The organism is Mycobacterium sp. E2238 (genome assembly GCF_001672665.1).
GTDB lineage: Bacteria > Actinomycetota > Actinomycetes > Mycobacteriales > Mycobacteriaceae > Mycobacterium.
Genome location: NZ_LZKF01000250.1, coordinates 33411 through 53185 on the forward strand (window position 1 = coordinate 33411; position 19775 = coordinate 53185).

General features: G+C 67.2%; 22 protein-coding genes and 2 pseudogenes. 13 read left to right on the forward strand and 11 right to left on the reverse strand.

Going from position 1 to position 19775, the window contains the following annotated elements:
• Positions 1 to 66 precede the first annotated feature (66 nt).
• Positions 67 to 945 carry an SDR family oxidoreductase gene (locus tag A5711_RS23140; RefSeq protein ID WP_067950677.1) on the reverse strand — a complete coding sequence of 293 codons (879 nt, stop codon included), beginning with the start codon at positions 943 to 945 and terminating at the stop codon, positions 67 to 69.
• 83 nt (positions 946 to 1028) lie between these two features.
• Here A5711_RS23140 and A5711_RS23145 point away from each other — a divergent pair, with 83 nt between their 5' ends.
• From A5711_RS23145 to A5711_RS28110, 7 genes and pseudogenes are all read left to right on the forward strand, one after another.
• Positions 1029 to 1601, forward strand: coding sequence for a TetR/AcrR family transcriptional regulator (locus A5711_RS23145; protein ID WP_067950679.1), 573 nt, complete (start codon positions 1029 to 1031; stop codon positions 1599 to 1601).
• Positions 1602 to 1621: 20 nt separating this feature from the next.
• The gene (locus A5711_RS23150; protein WP_067950681.1) at positions 1622 to 3040 is read left to right on the forward strand and encodes an NAD(P)-binding protein; all 1419 of its coding nucleotides are present in this window, start codon (positions 1622 to 1624) and stop codon (positions 3038 to 3040) included.
• Between the two features lie 45 nt (positions 3041 to 3085).
• Positions 3086 to 3634, forward strand: a complete 549-nt coding sequence (locus A5711_RS23155; RefSeq protein WP_067950683.1) for an RNA polymerase sigma factor — start codon at positions 3086 to 3088, stop codon at positions 3632 to 3634.
• Complete coding sequence (locus A5711_RS23160; RefSeq protein ID WP_067950685.1) at positions 3631 to 4332, forward strand: Rieske (2Fe-2S) protein; 702 nt, start codon at positions 3631 to 3633, stop codon at positions 4330 to 4332. The genes A5711_RS23155 and A5711_RS23160 overlap by 4 nt, the downstream gene beginning before the upstream one ends.
• A gap of 30 nt (positions 4333 to 4362) precedes the next feature.
• Positions 4363 to 4755 carry a cupredoxin family copper-binding protein gene (locus A5711_RS23165; RefSeq protein WP_067950686.1) on the forward strand — a complete coding sequence of 131 codons (393 nt, stop codon included), beginning with the start codon at positions 4363 to 4365 and terminating at the stop codon, positions 4753 to 4755.
• Positions 4752 to 5672 (forward strand): metallophosphoesterase, encoded by a 921-nt coding sequence (locus A5711_RS23170; RefSeq protein ID WP_067950688.1) that lies wholly within the window; start codon positions 4752 to 4754, stop codon positions 5670 to 5672. Before A5711_RS23165 ends, A5711_RS23170 begins: the two co-directional genes overlap by 4 nt.
• Positions 5669 to 6028 (forward strand): annotated as a pseudogene (locus tag A5711_RS28110) (hypothetical protein); the annotation flags it as partial. The gene A5711_RS23170 and the pseudogene A5711_RS28110, both read left to right, overlap by 4 nt.
• Here A5711_RS28110 and A5711_RS23175 read toward each other — a convergent pair.
• From A5711_RS23175 to A5711_RS23215, 10 genes and pseudogenes are all read right to left on the reverse strand, one after another.
• On the reverse strand, positions 5964 to 7112 hold the full coding sequence (locus A5711_RS23175; protein ID WP_067950690.1) for an acyltransferase: 1149 nt from the start codon (positions 7110 to 7112) through the stop codon (positions 5964 to 5966). The pseudogene A5711_RS28110 and the gene A5711_RS23175 sit on opposite strands and share 65 nt — an antisense overlap.
• Positions 7113 to 7215: 103 nt before the next feature.
• On the reverse strand, positions 7216 to 8340 hold the full coding sequence (locus A5711_RS23180; protein WP_067950691.1) for an acyltransferase: 1125 nt from the start codon (positions 8338 to 8340) through the stop codon (positions 7216 to 7218).
• 86 nt (positions 8341 to 8426) lie between these two features.
• Positions 8427 to 9605, reverse strand: a complete 1179-nt coding sequence (locus tag A5711_RS23185; RefSeq protein ID WP_067950693.1) for an acyltransferase — start codon at positions 9603 to 9605, stop codon at positions 8427 to 8429.
• Positions 9606 to 9836: 231 nt separating this feature from the next.
• Entirely contained in the window at positions 9837 to 10445 is a 609-nt protein-coding gene (gene rfbC, locus A5711_RS23190) for a dTDP-4-dehydrorhamnose 3,5-epimerase (RefSeq protein WP_067950695.1), read from the reverse strand.
• Positions 10446 to 11441: a dTDP-glucose 4,6-dehydratase gene (gene rfbB / locus A5711_RS23195; protein WP_067950697.1), complete on the reverse strand. Its 996-nt coding sequence runs from the start codon at positions 11439 to 11441 to the stop codon at positions 10446 to 10448.
• 26 nt (positions 11442 to 11467) lie between these two features.
• Positions 11468 to 12334 (reverse strand): LLM class F420-dependent oxidoreductase, encoded by an 867-nt coding sequence (locus tag A5711_RS23200; protein ID WP_067950699.1) that lies wholly within the window; start codon positions 12332 to 12334, stop codon positions 11468 to 11470.
• Between the two features lie 25 nt (positions 12335 to 12359).
• On the reverse strand, positions 12360 to 13202 hold the full coding sequence (locus tag A5711_RS23205; RefSeq protein WP_067950702.1) for an LLM class F420-dependent oxidoreductase: 843 nt from the start codon (positions 13200 to 13202) through the stop codon (positions 12360 to 12362).
• Positions 13203 to 13231: 29 nt separating this feature from the next.
• Entirely contained in the window at positions 13232 to 13828 is a 597-nt protein-coding gene (locus A5711_RS28115) for a sensor histidine kinase (RefSeq protein WP_369829957.1), read from the reverse strand.
• Positions 13829 to 14365: 537 nt separating this feature from the next.
• A pseudogene (locus A5711_RS28120) lies at positions 14366 to 14725 on the reverse strand (cyclic nucleotide-binding domain-containing protein); the annotation flags it as partial.
• Positions 14722 to 16407, reverse strand: coding sequence for an FAD-dependent oxidoreductase (locus A5711_RS23215; RefSeq protein ID WP_067950706.1), 1686 nt, complete (start codon positions 16405 to 16407; stop codon positions 14722 to 14724). The pseudogene A5711_RS28120 and the gene A5711_RS23215, both read right to left, overlap by 4 nt.
• Positions 16408 to 16680: 273 nt before the next feature.
• Here A5711_RS23215 and infA point away from each other — a divergent pair, with 273 nt between their 5' ends.
• The 6 genes from infA (at position 16681) to A5711_RS23240 (ending at position 19754) form a co-directional block, all read left to right on the forward strand.
• Positions 16681 to 16902, forward strand: coding sequence for a translation initiation factor IF-1 (gene infA, locus A5711_RS23220; protein ID WP_003418601.1), 222 nt, complete (start codon positions 16681 to 16683; stop codon positions 16900 to 16902).
• 41 nt (positions 16903 to 16943) lie between these two features.
• On the forward strand, positions 16944 to 17057 hold the full coding sequence (gene rpmJ, locus A5711_RS26570) for a 50S ribosomal protein L36 (RefSeq protein WP_003879483.1): 114 nt from the start codon (positions 16944 to 16946) through the stop codon (positions 17055 to 17057).
• A gap of 163 nt (positions 17058 to 17220) precedes the next feature.
• Positions 17221 to 17595: a 30S ribosomal protein S13 gene (rpsM, locus tag A5711_RS23225; RefSeq protein WP_007167900.1), complete on the forward strand. Its 375-nt coding sequence runs from the start codon at positions 17221 to 17223 to the stop codon at positions 17593 to 17595.
• 6 nt (positions 17596 to 17601) lie between these two features.
• Positions 17602 to 18018 (forward strand): 30S ribosomal protein S11, encoded by a 417-nt coding sequence (rpsK, locus tag A5711_RS23230; protein ID WP_046182344.1) that lies wholly within the window; start codon positions 17602 to 17604, stop codon positions 18016 to 18018.
• A 10-nt stretch (positions 18019 to 18028) separates the two neighbouring features.
• Positions 18029 to 18634, forward strand: coding sequence for a 30S ribosomal protein S4 (gene rpsD / locus A5711_RS23235; protein WP_067950708.1), 606 nt, complete (start codon positions 18029 to 18031; stop codon positions 18632 to 18634).
• Positions 18635 to 18710: 76 nt separating this feature from the next.
• Entirely contained in the window at positions 18711 to 19754 is a 1044-nt protein-coding gene (locus A5711_RS23240; protein ID WP_067950710.1) for a DNA-directed RNA polymerase subunit alpha, read from the forward strand.
• The last annotated feature ends 21 nt before the right edge of the window (positions 19755 to 19775 follow it).

Below are 19775 nucleotides of genomic sequence, written 5' to 3' on the forward strand. Positions count from 1 at the left end.
CGCGCGTGAGAGGCGGATACTTGGATATCCTAGTAACCGCCGACGGGCGTCGCAAGGACACCGGTTTCACGCCAGGTAGTTGCCCGCTTCCAGGTCTTCCAGGAGGCTCGGGTGGCTGGGTCGCCAACCGAACCTCTGGCGGGTCAGCGCGCTCGAGGCCGGTTGGTCCGCCTCGAAGACGGCGCCGAAGAAGCCGAAATGGTCGGCCGGGACCGGCGTCGTGGGCACGCCGAGTTCCCGCCCGATGGCCTCGGCGAGCGCGCGCATCGGATCCCCCTCATCGGCGACCGCGTGCGCGACCGTACCGGGAGTGGCCTCCTCGAGAACCAAACGAAACAGGCACGCGGCATCGAGGACATGCACGGCCGGCCACCGCTGGCCGCCGTCGCCGACATATCCGGACACCCCGGTGCGTCGAGCCGCCTCGATGAGCAGGGACGCGAACCCGCACGGCCCGCCCGCCCGGTGCACGGACCTGGGGAGGCGGACCACCGCCGACCGGACCCCCTTTGCGGCCAGGTCCAGGGCGGCCTTGGCGTTTCGGCCCCGTCCGCCGATAGATCCATCGGTCGGCATCGGGTCCTCCTCGGTGCAGGCACGGCCGGGCACAACCGGTGTTCCCGAGGCCATGACGAATGGCTTGCCGGTCCCCTCGAGGGCGGCGCCGAACGCCTCGACGGCACCGGCCTCCTGGGTGACCGCCTTTTCGAAGTCGTCGAAGTGCAGGAAGGCGAGGTGAATCACGGCGTCGGACTCCGCGGCGCCCCTGCGCAGGCTGTTCGGGTCGTCGAGATCGCCGCGTAGCACCTCGGCTCCCATGGACTGGGCGGCCAGCGCCGACGCGTCGGAGCGCGCCAGCGCGAGGACCTCGTGGCCCGCGCCGATCAGTTCGGGCACGATGGCCGAGCCGATGCCGCCGGTGGCACCCGTGACGAAAACCCGCATGAGCGTCTCCTCTGAGTGATGGGACTGATGTCTCATCACGCTACCAGGTGATGGGACAAAGGTGTTATCGCTACGATGACGGGATGCCCCGATGGGAACCCGATGCGCGCCTGCGGCTGGTCGAGGCCGCGCTGCATCTGTTCTCCGAACAGGGCTACGACCGAACCACCGTCGCCGAGATCGCCGATCGCGCCGGGCTGACCAAGAGCACCTTCTTCCGGTATTTCCCCGACAAGCGGGAGGTGCTGGCGGCCGGCCAGGAAAGCCTGTCGCGGCTCTTGGTCGACGGCATCTCGTCGGCGCCGGCGGACGCCACCCCGCTCGCCGCCGTCGCGGCCGGGCTGGACCGCGTGGCCGGGTCGATGACGCCGTTCAATCGCGAGCTGGCGCCCCGGCTCAAAGCGGTCATCGCCACCAGCACCGAGCTGCAGGAGCGCGATGCGCTCAAACAGGTCGGCCTGGCCGCGGCCATGGCGGGTGCGTTGCGGGCGCGCGGCGTGCCGCACCGGGCGGCGGCCCTGGCGGCCGAGCTGGGTGGGCTCGCTTTCAAGGAGGCGTTCGCCGAATGGGTCACGGCCGACGGCGATCAGAGCCTGGGCGAATTGGTTCGCACCGCCCTGAACGAGATCCGTGCCGCGGCGGCCGACCTCGGCTGAGCAGGCTAGCCTTCAGGCGTATGCGCACCGTCGAGGCCGATTACCTGGTGGTCGGCGCGGGCGCCATGGGCATGGCGTTCGTCGACACGCTGGTGTCCGAGACGGATGCCCGCGTGGTGTTGGTGGACCGCAATCATCAGCCGGGCGGGCACTGGACCATGGCCTACCCGTTCGTCCGGCTGCACCAGCCCTCGGCGTTCTACGGCGTCAATTCGCTGCGCCTCGGCAGCGACTCCATCGACCAAGTCGGTTGGAACCAAGGGCTTTACGAGTTGGCCACCGCCGGGGAGGTGTGCGCCTACTACGACCATGTGATGCGCCAGCGGCTACTGGCGAGCGGCCGGGTCTCCTACTTCCCGATGAGCGAGTACCGCGGTGACGGCCGCTTCACCACGCTCGCCGGCGCCGACTACACCGTCAGGGTGGCCCGCCGCGTCGTGGACGCCACCTACATGCACGTCACGGTGCCGGCCATGCGCCCGCCGCCCTACGCCGTCGCGCCCGGCATCACCTGCGTGCCGCCGAACGACCTGCCGAAACTGGGTGCGCAGGAACGTTATGTGATCGTCGGCGCGGGAAAGACCGGCATCGACACCTGCCTGTGGCTGCTCGGCCAGGACATCGCGCCGGACCGGCTGACCTGGATCGCGCCCCGCGACTCCTGGCTGCTGGATCGCGCGACGATGCAGCCGGGACCGCTGTTCGCCGACAAGATCAAAGCCGGCTTCATTGCGCAACTGCGCGCGATCAACGACGCCGCGTCAATCGAGGATTTGTTCTGCCGGCTCGAGGACGTCGGCAGTGTGCTGCGGATCGATCCGGCGATCCGGCCGACGATGTATCGCTGCGCGACAGTCACCCGGGCCGAACTCGAACAGCTGCGACGCATCGGCGATGTGGTGCGCATGGGTCACCTGCTGCGGGTCGAGGCCGACCGGATGGTCCTCGAGGGCGGCACGGTGGCGGCGCTCGACGGCGACGCCCTTTTTGTCGATTGCACCGCCGACGGCGCCGAAAAGCGTCCGGCAACAACAATTTTCGATGCCAGCCGAATCACGCTGCAAAGCGTGCGCGGTTGCCAGCAGATCTTCAGCGCCGCGCTGATCGCCCACGTCGAAGCGGCGTATGCCGACGACACCACCAGGAATCAGCTTTGCGTGCCGTTGCCCCACCCGGACACCGATATCGACTGGCTGCGGTTGGCGCTGGCGGATTACAGCAATCAGCTGCGCTGGCTCGACGATCAGGAGCTGACCGCCTGGCTGTCCGCGGCGCGCCTGGACCTGTTCGGCCATCTCGTCGGTCATCTGCTGCCGCCGGCGTCGGCAAAGCCCCGCGTGCGCGACCGGTTGCTGAGCATCGCCAGGTCGGTGTTCTCGGCCACCGCCACCAAACTCGACGCGCTGCTCAGTGAACAAACCTCGGTTGCCGCACCGTGATAACCGGTGTAACCCGGCTCGATATTCATCGGGTGGAGGAGGCACGTGGCGGCACAAAGCGAACCCGTCAAACGGCCGCTGCGGGCGGTGCCCGACAGCGGCTTTGACGATGGCTATCCCGACTGGGAAGCGGTGTACCAGGACAACGCGTCCTGGGTCTACCGCACGCTGTTCGCCCGGGTCGGCAACCGGGCCGACGCCGAGGATCTCACCGCCGAGGTCTTCCTCGCCGCGCTGCGGCCGCTGCGGCTCACCGCGAGCGTCGGCGAGGTGCGCGCCTACCTACGGGTCACCGCGCGAACGGTGCTGGCCGCGCATTGGCGGGAGACCCTGGGCCGGGAGATAACCTCGATCGACGACATCGAGCAACCACCGGAAAGCGAGGAAGCGATCAGCACCGCGCCGCAGCGTGTTGCCCGGGTTCTGGACAATCTGCCGGACCGTTACCGGCATATCCTGGAATTGCGCTTCCTGCAAGGGCATTCGATCAAGGATTCCGCAGCGGAACTCGGGGTCAGCGTCGCCAACGCCAAGGTGCTCCAGCATCGCGCGCTGCGATTGGCGGCGCAGGTCAACGATGGGGGTGCACCATGAACGCGCGAGGGCTCCGCCGATACGTCGACGACCTGTTGCGGGGCCGGCGGCCCAGGCCGTTCGCTCCAGACGACTTCGAGGCGGCGCAGCTGCGCACGGCGATCGAATTGCGCGCGGCCGGACGCCGGGGCGAGGCCCCGCGGCAGGAATTCCTCGACGATCTGCACGGTCGCCTCGCCGAGCAGATGTCCGACGCGCGCCCGCACGCGGCGCCGAAGCGCAGCAGCACCCGCCGCCAGGTCATCGTCGGCACGTCGGCCGCGGCGGCCGCCGCGGTCACCGCGGTCTCCATCGACCGGGCCGTGATCGCCGGCCAATCCGGCGGGGTCCCCGCCGCCGACAACGCGCCGCTCACGCCCAACGCCGGCACCTGGCAGCGGGTGGCGGCCAGTTCGCAGGTAACCGACGGGAACATGCATCCCTTCGATCTCGGTTCGGTCAGCGGATTCGTCCGCCGCGTCGACGGCAAGCCGCAGGCCGTCTCCGGGGTATGCACCCACCAAGGTTGCCGGCTCTGGTTTGACGCGCCCGACGACACGCTGCGCTGTCCCTGCCACTCGACGTCTTTCTCGCCTACCGGTCAGGTGCTCACCCACCAACTGCCGATCGCCCCGAAGCCGTTGCCGGCGTTGCTGGTTCGTGAGGTCGATGGTGTTATCGAGGTGTTCGCGCCCGCGCGTCCCGACCAGCCCGCCTGAGTGGTGTAACCCGCCGCCCTATTCCTGGGCATGACGCTTCGAAAACATTCGGCGGTCGCCCTGGCCGCCGCGGTCCTCCTGGCGGGCTGCTCGGCTTCGCGGCCCGCGACCGGCTCCGGCTCCGGCACCAGCATGCCGATGGGCTCGGTGACGGCGCCCGCGGCTCCGGTGAGCGGCAACCAGGTCACCATCGACGGCTTCGCGTTCGCGCCGGCCACGCTGACCGTCCCCGTGGGCACCACGGTCACCTGGACCAACCGCGACGAGGAGCCGCATACGGTGGCCGCCTCCGACGGTTCGTTCCACTCACCCGGGATGGGGACTGGGGCCACCTTCACCCACACCTTTTCCGAGGCCGGAACGTTCGACTACGTCTGCTCCATCCACCCGATGATGCGCGGGAGCGTGGTGGTGACGCGATGAATCCCAACATGAGTCGCCGCCAGCTGATGCGGCACACGGCGTGGTTCGGGGCGGCCGTGGGCTTCGCCGTGGTTGGTGGCGAGGTGATTTCGCACGTTGCGGGTGCCGAGGCCGCCGAGCGCGCGCACGCCCGGCCCACCCTGCGGTTCGCCCAGATCAGCGACAGCCACATCGGATTCGCCGGGGCGCCCAACCCGGACGTCACCGGCACGTTCAGTCACGCGATCGAGCAGGTCAACAATCTAGGCTACACACCGGATTTCGTCGTGCACACCGGCGACCTGACGCACCTGTCCAGCCCCGAGCAGTTCGACCAGGTGAAGCAGATGATGACGGCCCTGAAGACACCACACGTGTTCACCGTGCCCGGGGAGCACGACTCGGTCGACGATGCGGGGCAGAAGTACCGAAGCGCCTTCGGTGCCGGATCCGTCGGCGACGGCTGGTACAGCTTCGACACCGCGGGCGTGCACGTGATTGCGCTGGTCAACACGCTGAACCTGCACAAGCTCGGGCATCTGGGTGCCGACCAATTGTCTTTCGTGGAAAAGGATGTCGCGCGGCTGTCGAGCGATACCCCCATCATCGTGTTCAGCCACATCCCGTTGTTCGCGATGTACCCCAACTGGGGCTGGGGCACCGACGACGCGGCCCAGGCGCTGAGCTACCTGCGCCGGTTCTCGTCGGTCACCTGCCTCAATGGGCATGTGCACCAATTGTTTTCCAAAACGGACGGCAACGTGACGTTCTACAGCGGGACGACGACCGCGTACCCGCTGCCGCGGCCCGGTGACGGTCCGGCGCCCAAGCCGGTCACCCTGCCCGCAGGCAAGCTCCGCGACGCGCTCGGCATTCGCGAGGTGAGTTACACCCGCGGCGAGGCCGCCCTGGCATTGAAAGAGCAGGCGCTGCAATGACTCTGCTGATTCGCATCGGCCTGGCCATGTCACTGGCGGCCAGCGCGGCCAGCCACGCCTACCTGTATATCCACGGCTACCGACACATCCCGGACGTCGGCGCAGCCTTTCTGGTTCAAGCCAGCGCGTCGTTCGCCATCGCCCTGCTGATCCTCTTCGGCGGTCCGGGCTGGCTCCGCTGGGCCGGCGCGGCCGTGGCGGGTGGCTCGCTGGTGGCCTTCGGGCTATCGAGAACGGTTGGCGTGCTGGGCTTTTCGGAACAGGGCTGGCAGCCCGCGCCGCACGCCGCGATCAGCGTGGGTGCGGAGGTGCTGACGGTGCTGCTGTGGGCGGGGGATCTGATCGTTCGGCGACCACATTGGCTGGCTGGTGGCGTTCACCGGCAGCTTCCTCTTCGGCCGCCCATTTCTTCAGAAGCCGAGACTTGAGCGACATCGAGGGCTTCTCGACCAGGAACCAGCTCAGCGCGGCGACCGGCAGCGTGACGAACGTCGCAACGATTGCGTGCACAACCGGATTCGGACGGTCAGGCCAAGAGATCACCAGCAACTGCTGAATCGGGAACGCGTAGATGTACACGCCGTAGGACAGGTCGGTACGAAGCCTCAGGCGTTTGTTTTTGAGGAGTGCACCGGAGGCGATGATGGCGTACGCGAGCGGAATTCCACCGAGCAGCCGGTAATGCGGAAGCAGGGTGCCGCCCAAGGCGACCACGACCGCGCTCAGCGCGACGAGCGACCACCGGGCGGGTATTTTGTCCCGCCACTGGTAGAGCAACGCGCCGGCCGCAAACATGACCGCGAAGCGCGAGCTCACGGCCGCGAACTGGCCCATGAACGGCTCACCGAGTCTGATCGGCGGAGACAACGCCTCGCCGATCACGGCCAACGCCAATATGGCGGGAGAAACCCATCGGCGGTTAGCCAGCCCGGCCATGCCAAGGGCGGCCACGGCGAAATAGCAACCCAGCTCGAAGATGAGTGTCCACAGCGAACTGTTCCAGCTTCCCGGATAAGGGACCCCGCGCGGTGTCCCGCCGACGTCGGCCTTCAGCATCACCACGGCGCTGTTCATACCGACGTACTCGAGCGGTGCGCTGGACAGCAGGAGCCTGAGCGCCGCGCCGCCCTGAATCGCCAGGCCGATCGGAGCGATGACGAACGCGGTGATGACCAGGCAGACGTAGTAGCCCGGGAGGATCCGGAGGGCCCGGGCGGCAGAGTAGTCGCGGAGGTGCGGGTGGCGAAGCCAGCTCGCGGTGATGAGGAATCCCGAGATGGCGAAGAAGCCATCGACTCCGCCGGCGGCGATGTATGGCGCGCCGGCCCATAGGTGACCGGTGAGGATAAAGGAGTGCCCGACGATGACCGAGGTCGCCAGCGCCAGGCGCCATGCGTTGAGCGCGTTAGCGCGCGGATCGAACGCTTGCCCGAGGGTCATAGGCCTCCGCCCATATCGCCCCCGAAGCCGTCCGCGGCATAGTATGACAAGCCGCCGGGCGTGTTGGGAATTTTGGCTTATTTGACCCGCTTGTGAACCGGGCCTAGCCGGTACCCGGGGCCTGGGGAGCGGTCCGGTCGGCGACGAGCTCCTCGGGTTGTTCGCCGCCCGGCCCTGCGGGCGCGGGTGCGCCCCACTTCTGCTTGAGTCGCCGTTTCAGGGACATCGAGGGCTTTTCGATGACGAACCAGCTAAGGGCGGCCACGGGCAGGGTACTGACCGCGCTGACGACGAAGAACACGACCGGATGCAGAGTCGCGAGCCCGCAGACGGCCAGTATCTTCTGAGTGGGGTACGCGTAGATGTACACCCCGTAGGAGATGTCGGTGCGCAACTGCAGCCGCTTGTGCTGCAGCAGTGCGCCCGACACGATGACCACGTACGCCAGGGGAAGGGCCGCGACCACGCGGTAATCGGGCAGGAACCCAGCCGCAACAACGATGGCCGCGCACACCGCGACCAGCGACCAGCGGGCGGGAATCACGTCCCGCCACTGATACATAACCGCCCCGGCGGCGAACATGATGGCCGAACGCGCGGCGAGCTGGGGGATGGTCCAGACACCGGGGAAAGTCAGCGGGGGAAACACCAACGCCGCACACACGGCCACCACCAGCAGAACCGGAGAAACCCACCGGCGGTTGGCCAGCCCGACGACGCCGATGAAGGCAACGGCGAGGTAGCACAGCAATTCCCAGACGAGGGACCACAGCGATGCGTTCCAGGTGGGCCCACCGGGCGCCTGACTCAATGTGCCGGCGATGTTCGGTTGGAGGTAGGCCACCGCGCTGTTTTTCAAGACGTATTCGATCGGTGCGATGGAGCGCAGCAGCTTGAGAGCCGACCCGCCCTCGATCAGCACACTGATGGGCGCGAACACGAACGCCGTCACCACCAGGCAGATGTAAAAGCCAGGCAGGATGCGCAGGGCTCGCGCGGTGAGGTAGTCACGCACGCGCGGGTCGGTGAGCCAACTCCTGGTGATGAGGAATCCCGAGATCGCGAAGAAGCCGTCGACCCCCACGGAGAAGAAGAGCTGATTGATCGCCGCGGGCGGCGTGCGGCCGGTGATGGGCCAGGAGTGGAAGAGCATCACCTCGGCCGCGAGCACCAACCGCAGCGCGTTCAGAGCATTACTGCGCGGATCGAATACCTGCCCGAGCTTCATCCGCCTCCGACCGTCGTCCCCCATCGAACTGTCCGCGCCATCGTATCGGCCGCACGCCGACGGCGTGGTCGGATGGGGATTGTCGACTAGGCCGTGCCCGGACGTTCCGGGGGAAGCGGGGATCCCGGGACTTCCTGGGCGGGCGGCACCATCACTGTTTGATCTTGAGTTGCATCTTGATCTTGGTCTTGGGGAGCGGACGATTTCTTTCCGAACCGCCGTTTGAGGCGCCGCGCCGGCTTCTCGACCAGGAACCAGCTCGCCGCGGCCAACGGCACCGTGGCGGCGGCGGTAACACCGGTCAACAGCAGCGGGTTAAGGCTGATGAGCCCGCAGACGAGCAGCAGCTGCTGGGTCGGGTAGGCGTAGATGTACATGCCGTAGGACAGGTCGGTACGCAGTTTCAGGTGCTTGTTGCGGATCAGGGCGCCCGATACGACCACGGCGTAAGCCAGGGGCAAGGCGCCGACCACCCGGTAGTCCGGCAGGAAACCCGCGGCCACGACGATGGCCGCGCTCAACGCGACGAGTGACCAGCGGGCGGGGATCACATCTCGCCACTGATAAAGGAACGCGCCGGCCGCGAACATGATGGCGGTGCGGCACGCCAAGAAGAACAGGGCGGTGCGGACGTCGCCCTCGTGTTGGGTCATGACATCGGGGAACTTCAGCCCCGGCAGCATCATCGCGCCGCCCGTCGCCAGCAGCAAGAATGCGAGAGACACCCACCGGTGGGTGGCGAGTCCGACCACGCCGATGATGGCAACGATGAGGTAGCACATCACTTCCCAGATGAGGGACCACAGGGAAGCGTTCCAGACGCCCGCGCTGGGAACCCCGGTCGGAGTACCGCCGATATCGAACTTGACCAGCGCCACGGCGCTGTTCTTCAACACGAAGTCCAGCGGCGCGCCCGAGGTGATGAGCTTGCCCGCCGAGCCGCCTTGAATCGCCACGCTGATGGGGGCGATGACGAAGGCGGTCACCAGCAGGCAGACGTAGAACCCGGGCAGGATGCGCAGCGCGCGGGCGGCGAGGTATTCACGGAGGCGGGGATTGCCGAGCCAACTCGCGGTGATGAGGAATCCGGAGATCGCGAAGAACCCGTCCACCCCGACGCAAAGTAGAAGCTGGAGGACGGCCCGGGCGGACGGGAGGTGGCCCCTGATCGGGAAGGTGTGCCAGAAGATCACTTCACCCGCCAGCGCCAGCCGCCAGGCATTCAGGGCGTTATTGCGCGGATCGAAGGCCTGCGCGAGTTTCATCCGCCTCCCCCGTGTCCGTACAGGGCCTAATCGGCGTATCGTATCGCGACCAAGCGCCAGAATGGGCCGGTTCACGGTACCTAAGGTATCGCGCAATGGCAAATATGCGGTTGGTCAATATCCGCGCACCAAGCTCGGTCAATTGGTGAATACAATTTGGCGCGCGAAGAGTGGCCAAGTGCCTTGTGGGATAACGACCGTCGCGGTCGGTGAAACAACGCGACCCCGCGGTTATGCGTTGCGCATCCCGTCGATAAACCTCTGCGTCTCCTCCCAGCTGGGCAAAAGCCCTGCGGCTCGCACCTCTTCGAAGCTGGGGGCCGCGGCGTCGCGGTCGGACAGGCTGGGGGCGGCACCGTTCACCAGCGGCCAGTCGACCCCGATCGCCGGATCGGTCGCGCAGATGGTGTGCTCGCGCTGCGGGTTGTATTCGGCCGAGCAGAGATACATCACGGTCGAATCGTCCTGCAAGGCAAGGAAGCCGTGCCCCAGGCCTTCGGAAAGGTAAATCGTCCTGCGGTCCTTGTCGTCGAGCAGCACCGAGTCCCATTGCCCGAATGTCGGTGAGCCCTCCCGGATATCCACCACGACGTCGAACACCGAGCCGCGTACGCAGGTCACATATTTGGCCTGGCTCGGCGGCAGCTGGGCGAAGTGCAAGCCGCGCAGCACGCCGGCGGCCGAGACCGAACAGTTCGCTTGGCGGACATCCAAGCGGTGGCCGGCGAATTCGGTGAACCCGTGGTCGGTGAGCCATTCGAAGAACAGTCCGCGGGAATCGCCGTGAATGGTGGGGGTGATCTCCCAGGCGCCGGGGATTGCGAGCTCGCGAACCTTCATCTACTGACCACGCTCTTCGTAACGGGCTTCCGCGGCGTCCTTCAAAGGGCGCCACCATGATTCGTTGGCACGATACCAGTCGATGGTGGCGCTCAACCCCTCTTCGAAATCGGTGTGCTTTGGCGCCCAACATAATTCGTCGTACAACAGCGAAGGGTCGATGGCGTAGCGCAGATCGTGACCGACGCGGTCGGTCACGTGGTCGAAGTCATCTTGTTCGCGCCCCATCATCTTCAGCAGCGTGCGCAGCACACTCAGATTGTCGCGCTCGCCCTCGGAACTGATCAGGTACGTGCGGCCGATCTCGCCCTTTTCCAGGATCCGCCGCACGGCGCTGTTGTGGTCGTCGACGTGGATCCAGTCGCGGACGTTGGCGCCGCTGCCGTACAGCTTGCACCGCCGGCCGGTGAGCACGTTGGTGATCTGGCGCGGGATGAACTTCTCGACGTGCTGATACGGCCCGTAATTGTTGGAGCAGTTCGAGATCGTCGCGCGCACGCCGTACGACCGCACCCAGGCTCGCACCAGCATGTCGGCGCCTGCCTTGGTGGCCGAGTACGGACTCGACGGGTTGTACGGCGTCGACTCGGTGAATCGGTTGGGGTCGTCGAGCTCGAGGTCGCCGTAGACCTCGTCGGTCGAAATGTGGTGCAGCCGCACGCCGTGGCGCCGCACCGCTTCCAGGATGGTGAACGTCCCGACGACATTGGTGTGCAGGAACGGGCCCGGGTCGTCCAGCGCGTTGTCCACGTGGCTCTCCGCGGCGAAGTGCACCACCGCGTCGGACTCGGCGACCAGCCGCGAGACCAGCTCGGTGTCGCAGATGTCGCCCACCACCAGCCGGATGGAGTCCTCGACGTCGGCCAGCGACTCCCGCCGGCCGGCGTAGGTCAAGGCGTCGAGCACCGTCACGGAATCTTCGGGGTGCTCCCGGACCGTGCTGTGCACGAAATTCGCGCCGATGAAGCCAGCGCCGCCGGTGACCAGTAACCGCATGCCCAAACCCTAACCGAGCGAGTCGGTCAGCTTGTGCCAGTCAGCCCCAGCGGCCCGGCCAATTCGCTCAGTGCCGAGACGAGCGCGTCGTCGTCCCCGGCGTCCAGCACCTGGACGGCGACGTGATCGGCCCCGGCGTCGCAGTGTTCGCGGAGCCGGTGCGCGATGGCTTCCGGCGTGCCGTAGGCGACCACCGCGTCGATCAGCCGGTCGCTGCCCGGCTTGCGCACGTCGGCTTCGGTGAACCCGAGCCGCAGCCAGTTGTTCACGTAGTTGCTCAGGTCCAGGTAGAAGTTCGCGTACCTGCGGCCGATCTCGCGGGCCTTTTCCGCGTCGGTGGTGAGTACCACCTTGTGTTCCGGCGCCAGGAACACGGAGTTGCCCACCAGTTCGCGTGCTTTGGCCGTGTGTTCCGGCGTGGTCAGGTACGGATGGGCGCCGGCGCTGCGCTGCGCCGCCAGCCGCAATACGCGCGGCCCGAGCGCCGCGAGCACCCGGCGACTGGTGGGCACCACCGCCGCGTCGAGCTCGTCGAGGTAGGAGACCAGCGCGTCGTACGGCTTGACGTACTCCTGGGTGTGCTCGGGGTGTCCCACCCCGACACCCAGCAAAAACCTTCCGGGATGGGCGTTTTCGATGCGCTTGAAGGACTCGGCGACCGCCGGGGCCGGTGCGGTCCAGATGTTGACGATCCCGGTGGCCAGTTGCAGCGACGTCGTCTGCTCCAGGGCCGGTTCCACCCACGACAGCTCGGCATCCGGTGAACCGCCGATCCAGACGGCGCCGTAACCCAGCGACTCGATCCGCGCCGCCAGTTCGGGGGTGATGGACCGCGACCCCAGCCATACGCCGAACCGGCCCAGGTCGGGTTTGAGTGCTACTGGCTCGGTCATCTACGTCCCCCTCGTGCGTCGTCTGCTAGCTCAGTCCGAGCGGCCCGGCCAATTCGGCCAGAGCCGGAACCAGGTTTTCATCCTTCGTCAGGACCTGCACGGGCACGTGGTCGGCGCCCGCATCGAGGTGCTCCTTCAGCCGCGCCGCGATCGCATCGGGCGTGCCGTAGGCCACCACCGCGTCGACCAGGCGGTCGCTGCCAGGCTTGGTGACCTCCTCGTCGGTGAAACCGAGCCGCTTCCAGCTGTTGCGGTAGTTGGCGAGCTGGAAATAGATGTCGAGCGCCCTGCGGCCCACCGCACGGGCCTTCTCGGGGTCGGTGGTCAGCACCGCCTTGTGCTCGGGAGCCAGGAATGCCGACGGGCCGATCAACTCGCGCGCCTGAGCGGTGTGCTCGGGCGTGGTGAGGTACGGGTGCGCGCCGGCGGCGCGCTCCGCCGACAGCTTGAGGACGCGCGGGCCCAGGGCGGCCACCACCCGTCGGTTGGCGGGCACCCCGTAGTCGTCCAGTTGCTGCAGGTATTCGACGAGCGCGTCGTAAGGCTTGCGGTACTCGGTGTGCGCCTCGGGATGGCCGACGCCGATGCCGAGCAGGAAGCGGCCGGGGTAGGCCTTGTCGATGCGGTGGAACGACTCCGCCACCGGCTTGGCCGCGGCCGTCCAGATGTTGACGATGCCGGTGGCCACCTGCAGGGTGGTCGTCGCTTCGAGGATGGGTTCCACCCAGGCCAGCTCGGCCGGTGGTGAACCGCCCACCCACACGGCCCCGTATCCGAGGGATTCGATGTCTTTGGCTTGCTGTGGCGTCACGCCGCGTCCGAACGATCCGAACCGGCCGAGATTGGGCTTGCTCGCTGCATCGGTCATGGTTGTTCCCAACCGGGGGCGCGTTGCGGCTATTCCGGAACGTCTACATCCACGGGCGGCGGCGTCTCGAGCGGCAGCAGCACGATGAACCGGGTGTCGCCGGGGACCGATTCCACGCGCAGGTCCCCTCGATGCTTCTTGACGACGATGTTGAAGGCCAGATCCAGCCCCAGGCCGGTGCCCTCGCCGAACGGCTTGGTGGTGAAGAACGGCTCGAAGATGTGCTCACGCACCTCCTCGGGCACCCCGGGTCCGGTGTCGCAGATCTCGACGCGGGCCATGTTCTCGCCCTCCCGGCAGGTGCGGACGGTCAGCGTGCCGCCCTCCTCGCGCATCGCGGCGATGGCGTTGTCGATGATGTTGGTCCACACCTGATTGAGATCACCTGGGTAACAAGGGATTTCAGGAAGAGATTGGTCGAAGTCCTTGACCAGGGTGATCACCGGATTCTTGCCGGACTCCTTGCTCGGGTCCTTGGTCAACCGGTCGGCGAACATCACCAGCGTGCTGCGCAGCAACTCGTGCACGTTGGCCACCTGGAACGGGGCCCGATCAAGCTGCGAATACTGCTTGGCGTCGGCGACCAACGCCGAAATCCGTTTGCTCGCTTCCAAAACCTGGTTCATCAGCAGTTCGCTCTCGATGGTGTAGTTGATCCATCGGATCGCCTCCTCCAGCGAGGTCGACGCGAGTTCCTCGCTGACCGTGGAAATCCGCTCCAGCCAGTCGGTGTCGATGCCGCCTTCGACGAACGTCGGCGCGATGTCCCAACCGCCCTCGACGCCGTGGTCTTCCAGCCAGTCGCCGACGGCGTCCTCGCGGTCGGCGGTTTCCATCGCGCTCAGGTGCTCGGACGCCGACTTGGCGACCTGCTCGGCGACCTCCTGCTGCAGGTGGACCAGGGCGCTGAGCGCCTCGGGACTGACCGTGCCGTCGGCGAGCATCGCCAGCTTGCCCCGCATGCCGGCGACCCGGCCGCGCAGGTCGGCCGCCGCACGGGCGATGGCCGCCGCGGGGTTGTTCAGCTGATGCGTCAGCCCGGCCGACAACCGGCCCAGCGCCAACAGCTTCTCCCGGTTGTCGATGATCCGGCGCGTGCGGTCGGTGCCGACGGCGATGCCGTCGAGCAGGTGGACCGCCATCGGGAATTGGTCCTTCATGAACCTGGCGAACACCGGCGCGTCCATCACGAAGAACCGCGACGGCTTGGTCACGTGCACCGAGGCGTCGTAGCTCTTCTGCTTCCCGCCGGTGAACGCCCGCCACGCCCCGCAATACACGCCGCGCTGCGAGGTGCGGTTGGTTTCGATGTCCTGGCCGCCGGAGAGCTTGGACATCATCAGCTCGCCCTCGATCAGGACGTAGAAGCAGGTCGCCGGCTCGCCCTCGACGCAGATCGGGCCCGGTTCGTAGTTCTCGATGTGCCCGTTGGCGCACAACACCGCCAGCTGCTCGTCGGTGAGGGCCTCGAACAGGAACAGGCTGCGCAGCTCGTCGGGCTCGCACGGCGCCTTCGCGGTCACGATTCCGCCAGGTAGCGGTGCACCAGCATCACGGCCATCGACCCCTCGCCGACGGCGGCCGCGACCCGCTTGGCGGACTCGGCCCGCACGTCGCCGGTGGCGAATACGCCCGGCACGCTCGTCTCGAGGTGGTGGGGCGGGCGGTCCAACGTCCAGCCGCAGACGTTGCGCAGGTCCGGCCCGGTCAGGACGAAGCCGTGGTTGTCGCGCGCGAGCACCCCGTCCAGCCACTCGGTGCGCGGCGCGGCGCCGATGAAGATGAACATCCGGGCGCAGGTGACGTCCTCGGTGTCTCCGGTCCGGTTGTCGACCAGGGTCAGCCGCTCCAGGTGGTCGTCCCCGACGGCGCGGCGCACCTCGGTGCAGGTGCGCACCGTGATGTTGGGTCGTTGCTGGATCTGCTGGATGAGGTAGTAGGACATCGAGGCGTCCAGCGACGGCGCCCGCACCACGATGGTCACCGACTTGGCCTCGCGGGAAAGGTACATCGCGGCCTGGCCGGCCGAGTTGGCCCCGCCGACGACGTAGACCTCCTCGCCGGCGCATTCCGACGCGATCGACACGGCGGCCCCGTAGTAGACGCCGCGGCCGGTCAGCTCGCCGCAGCCCTCCGCCGGCAGCTGGCGGTAGGCGACTCCGGTGGCCAGGATGACGGCGTGCGCGTCGATCGATCCGCCGTCGGAGAACCGCACGGTGCGCTTGGGGCCGTTGACCTCGAGCGCCGTGGCGGTGCGGGCGGTGATGAGTTCGGCGCCGAACTTCTCGGCCTGCCTGCGGGCCCGGTCGGCCAGCTGGCCGCCGGACACCCCGTCGGGGAAGCCCAGGTAGTTCTCGATGCGTGAGCTCTGGCCGGCCTGGCCGCCCGTCGCGGTGCGTTCGATGAGCACCGTGCGCAGCCCCTCGGAGGCGCCGTACACGGCGGCGGCCAGGCCCGCCGGCCCGCCGCCGATGACGATCAGGTCGTAGAACTCCTGCGACGGCGTGGTGGTCAGGCCCAGGGTGTCCGCCAGCTGCGCGTCGGTGGGCTCGACCAGGGTGTCGCCGCGTTCGGTGACGACGACGGGCAGCCGCAGGCCGTCCTCGCCGGCGGCCTTCAGCAACCGCTCGCCGTCGGGGTCGTCGGCCATGAACCACGAGTAGTGCAGCCCGTTGCGGGCCAGGAAGTCGCGCACCTGCCAGGACCGCTCCGACCAGCGGTGCCCGATCACCTTGGTGTGCGGGATGGGGTGTTCGGGTGCCGCGCGCCAGGCGTCCAGCAGCGCGTCGATGACGGGGTAGAACTTCTCCTGCGGCGGATCCCACGGCTTGAGCAGGTAGTGGTCCAGGTCGACGACGTTGATCGCGTCGATGGCGGCGTGGGTGTCGGCGTAGGCGGTCAGCAGCACGCGGCGCGCCGCCGGGTACAGGTCCATCGCCTGCTCGAGGAATTCGATGCCGCTCATCTGCGGCATCCGGTAGTCGGCGATCAGCACCGCGACCGTCTCACCCCGCAGCTTGAGCTCCTTGAGCGTCTCCAGGGCGTCGGGGCCCGACTCGGCGCGCACGATCCGGTGCCGGTCTCCGTATTGGCGACGCAGGTCGCGGGCGACCGCGCGGGAAACCGATGGATCGTCGTCGACGGTCAACAGGACCGGCTTGCGAGGCTGAACTGATGGGGTTGCGGGGCTCGCGGGACTCGTCATCGGGGTTAAGTATGCCCTCGTCAGGGCCCCGGCGGCAGGTCGAGGAGGCGGATAATCGGCGGCCCGGATTTCGCCGCCAGCGATTTTGGGTCAGGGCGCTGACCAGGTATCGTGGGACAACGGTGCGTCATCCGCGCCGACTTTTTGCGTGCCCTGTCTTAGGAACTTCCTGGAATTTCCTGCCCTTGGCTCACGTTTCTAGTCGGGCGAATGCTGCGCCGATATGGGCGCACACAAGGATACGAAACCAAAGACGAGGATTGCTGAAAAGTTATGGCCAAGAAGGACGGTGCCATAGAGGTCGAGGGCCGCGTGGTCGAGCCCCTGCCCAATGCGATGTTCCGCATTGAGCTAGAGAACGGTCACAAGGTGCTCGCCCACATCAGCGGCAAGATGCGGCAGCACTACATCCGCATCCTGCCCGAGGACCGGGTGGTGGTGGAGCTGTCTCCCTACGACCTGTCCCGGGGCCGCATTGTGTACCGGTACAAGTAAGCCCGAATTCCGACAACGAGAAAGAACAGGATCGAACAGCCGTGAAGGTGAACCCGAGCGTCAAGCCAATCTGTGACAAGTGCAGGGTGATCCGTCGGCATGGGCGGGTCATGGTGATCTGCTCCGATCCGCGTCACAAGCAGCGCCAGGGCTAGACGCAGCCCCTCACACAACTGAATGCAGACCTCCCAGCACCACTGAGCGGCTGGCATCTATAGAGATGGGCCAGCTCATCCACGCCCGGACGGAGGCCGGGCCCCGCGAAGCGGGAACGGGCTGGGAAAAGACCTCCGCCGAGAAAAAGAGGAAACGCCACCTATGGCTCGACTAGTAGGCGTCGATCTGCCGCGCGACAAGCGGATGGAGATCGCGCTGACCTATATCTTCGGCGTCGGCCGCACCCGGTCGAACGAGATCCTGGCAGCTACGGGGATCGATAAGGACCTGCGCACCAGGGACCTGACCGACGACCAGCTGACCCACCTGCGTGACTACATCGAAGCGAACCTCAAGGTTGAGGGTGACCTGCGCCGCGAGGTGCAGGCCGACATTCGCCGCAAGATCGAGATCGGCTGCTACCAGGGCCTGCGGCACCGCCGCGGCCTGCCGGTGCGCGGCCAGCGGACCAAGACCAATGCGCGCACCCGCAAGGGCCCCAAGCGCACCATCGCAGGCAAGAAGAAGGCCAGGTAATCGCCCATGCCACCAGCCAAGAAGGCAGCCTCTGCCCCCAAGAAGGGGCAGAAGACCCGCAAGCGGGAAAAGAAGAACATCCCGCACGGTGCCGCGCACATCAAGAGCACGTTCAACAACACGATCGTGAGCATCACCGACCCGCAGGGCAACGTCATCGCCTGGGCGTCGTCGGGTCACGTCGGCTTCAAGGGCTCGCGGAAATCGACCCCGTTCGCCGCGCAGCTCGCCGCCGAGAACGCCGCGCGCAAGGCGCAGGAGCACGGCGTGCGCAAGGTCGACGTGTTCGTCAAGGGCCCGGGCTCGGGCCGGGAGACGGCGATCCGCTCGCTGCAGGCCGCGGGCCTCGAGGTCGGCGCGATCTCCGACGTCACCCCGCAGCCCCACAACGGCTGCCGTCCGCCCAAGCGCAGAAGGGTCTAGGAAGACAATCATGGCTCGTTACACCGGACCCATCACCCGCAAGTCGCGCCGGCTGCGCACCGACCTGATCGGTGGCGACCAGGCCTTCGAGAAGCGTCCCTACCCGCCCGGCCAGCACGGCCGCGCGCGGATCAAGGAGAGCGAATACCTGCAGCAGCTGCAGGAGAAGCAGAAGGCCCGCTTCACCTACGGCGTCATGGAGAAGCAGTTCCGCCGCTACTACGAAGAGGCCACCCGGCAGCCCGGCAAGACGGGTGAGGAGCTGCTCAAGATCCTGGAAAGCCGGCTGGACAACGTCGTGTACCGCGCCGGGCTGGCGCGCACGCGCCGGATGGCCCGCCAGCTGGTGAGCCACGGCCACTTCAGCGTCAACGGCGTGCACGTCAACGTCCCCAGCTACCGGGTGTCGCAGTACGACATCATCGACGTGCGGGACGGCTCGCTGAACACGGTGCCGTTCCAGATCGCGCGGGAGACGGCGGGCGACCGGCCGATCCCGAGCTGGCTACAGGTGGTGGGGGAGCGCCAGCGCATCCTCATCCACCAGCTGCCCGAGCGGGCGCAGATCGACGTGCCGCTCGCCGAGCAGCTGATCGTCGAGTTCTACTCGAAGTAACGGACTTTCGAGCCGCCCGGCTCGAAGCCCCCAACGGCATCAAATAGCGGGTGCCGAGAAGGAGAAGAAGAAACAAATGCTGATTTCTCAGCGACCCACACTGTCGGAGGAAGTCCTCACCGACAGCCGCTCGCAGTTCGTCATCGAGCCCCTGGAGCCCGGATTCGGTTACACCCTGGGCAATTCGCTGCGCCGGACGCTGCTGTCGTCGATTCCCGGCGCGGCCGTCACCAGCATCCGCATCGACGGCGTGCTGCACGAGTTCACCACCGTCGCCGGGGTGAAGGAAGACGTCACCGCGATCATCCTGAACCTCAAGGGCCTGGTCGTCTCCTCCGAGGAGGACGAGCCGGTCACCATGTACCTGCGCAAGCAGGGCCCGGGCGCGGTCACCGCGGGTGACATCGTCCCGCCCGCCGGTGTCACGGTGCACAACCCCGAGATGCACATCGCGACGCTGAACGACAAGGGCAAGCTCGAGGTCGAGCTCGTCGTCGAGCGTGGCCGCGGTTACGTCCCGGCGGTGCAGAACCGGGCCTCCGGCGCCGAAATCGGCCGCATCCCAGTCGATTCCATCTACTCGCCGGTGCTCAAGGTGACCTACAAGGTCGACGCCACCCGTGTCGAGCAGCGCACCGACTTCGACAAGCTGATCCTGGATGTCGAGACCAAGAGCTCGATCACCCCGCGCGACGCGCTGGCGTCGGCCGGTAAGACGCTGGTCGAATTGTTCGGCCTGGCACGCGAACTCAACGTCGAGGCCGAGGGCATCGAGATCGGGCCGTCGCCGGCCGAGGCCGACCACATCGCCTCGTTCGCGCTGCCGATCGACGACCTGGACCTGACGGTGCGCTCGTACAACTGCCTGAAGCGCGAGGGTGTACACACCGTCGGCGAGCTGGTGAGCCGCACCGAGTCGGACCTGCTCGACATCCGCAACTTCGGTCAGAAGTCCATCGACGAGGTCAAGGTCAAGCTGCACCAGCTGGGCCTGTCGCTCAAGGACAGCCCGCCGAGCTTCGACCCGTCGCAGGTCGCCGGTTACGACGTGGCCACGGGCACTTGGTCCACCGAGGGCGCGTACGACGACCAGGACTACGCGGAAACCGAACAGCTGTAATAGACGTCCGTCCCGGCCCTA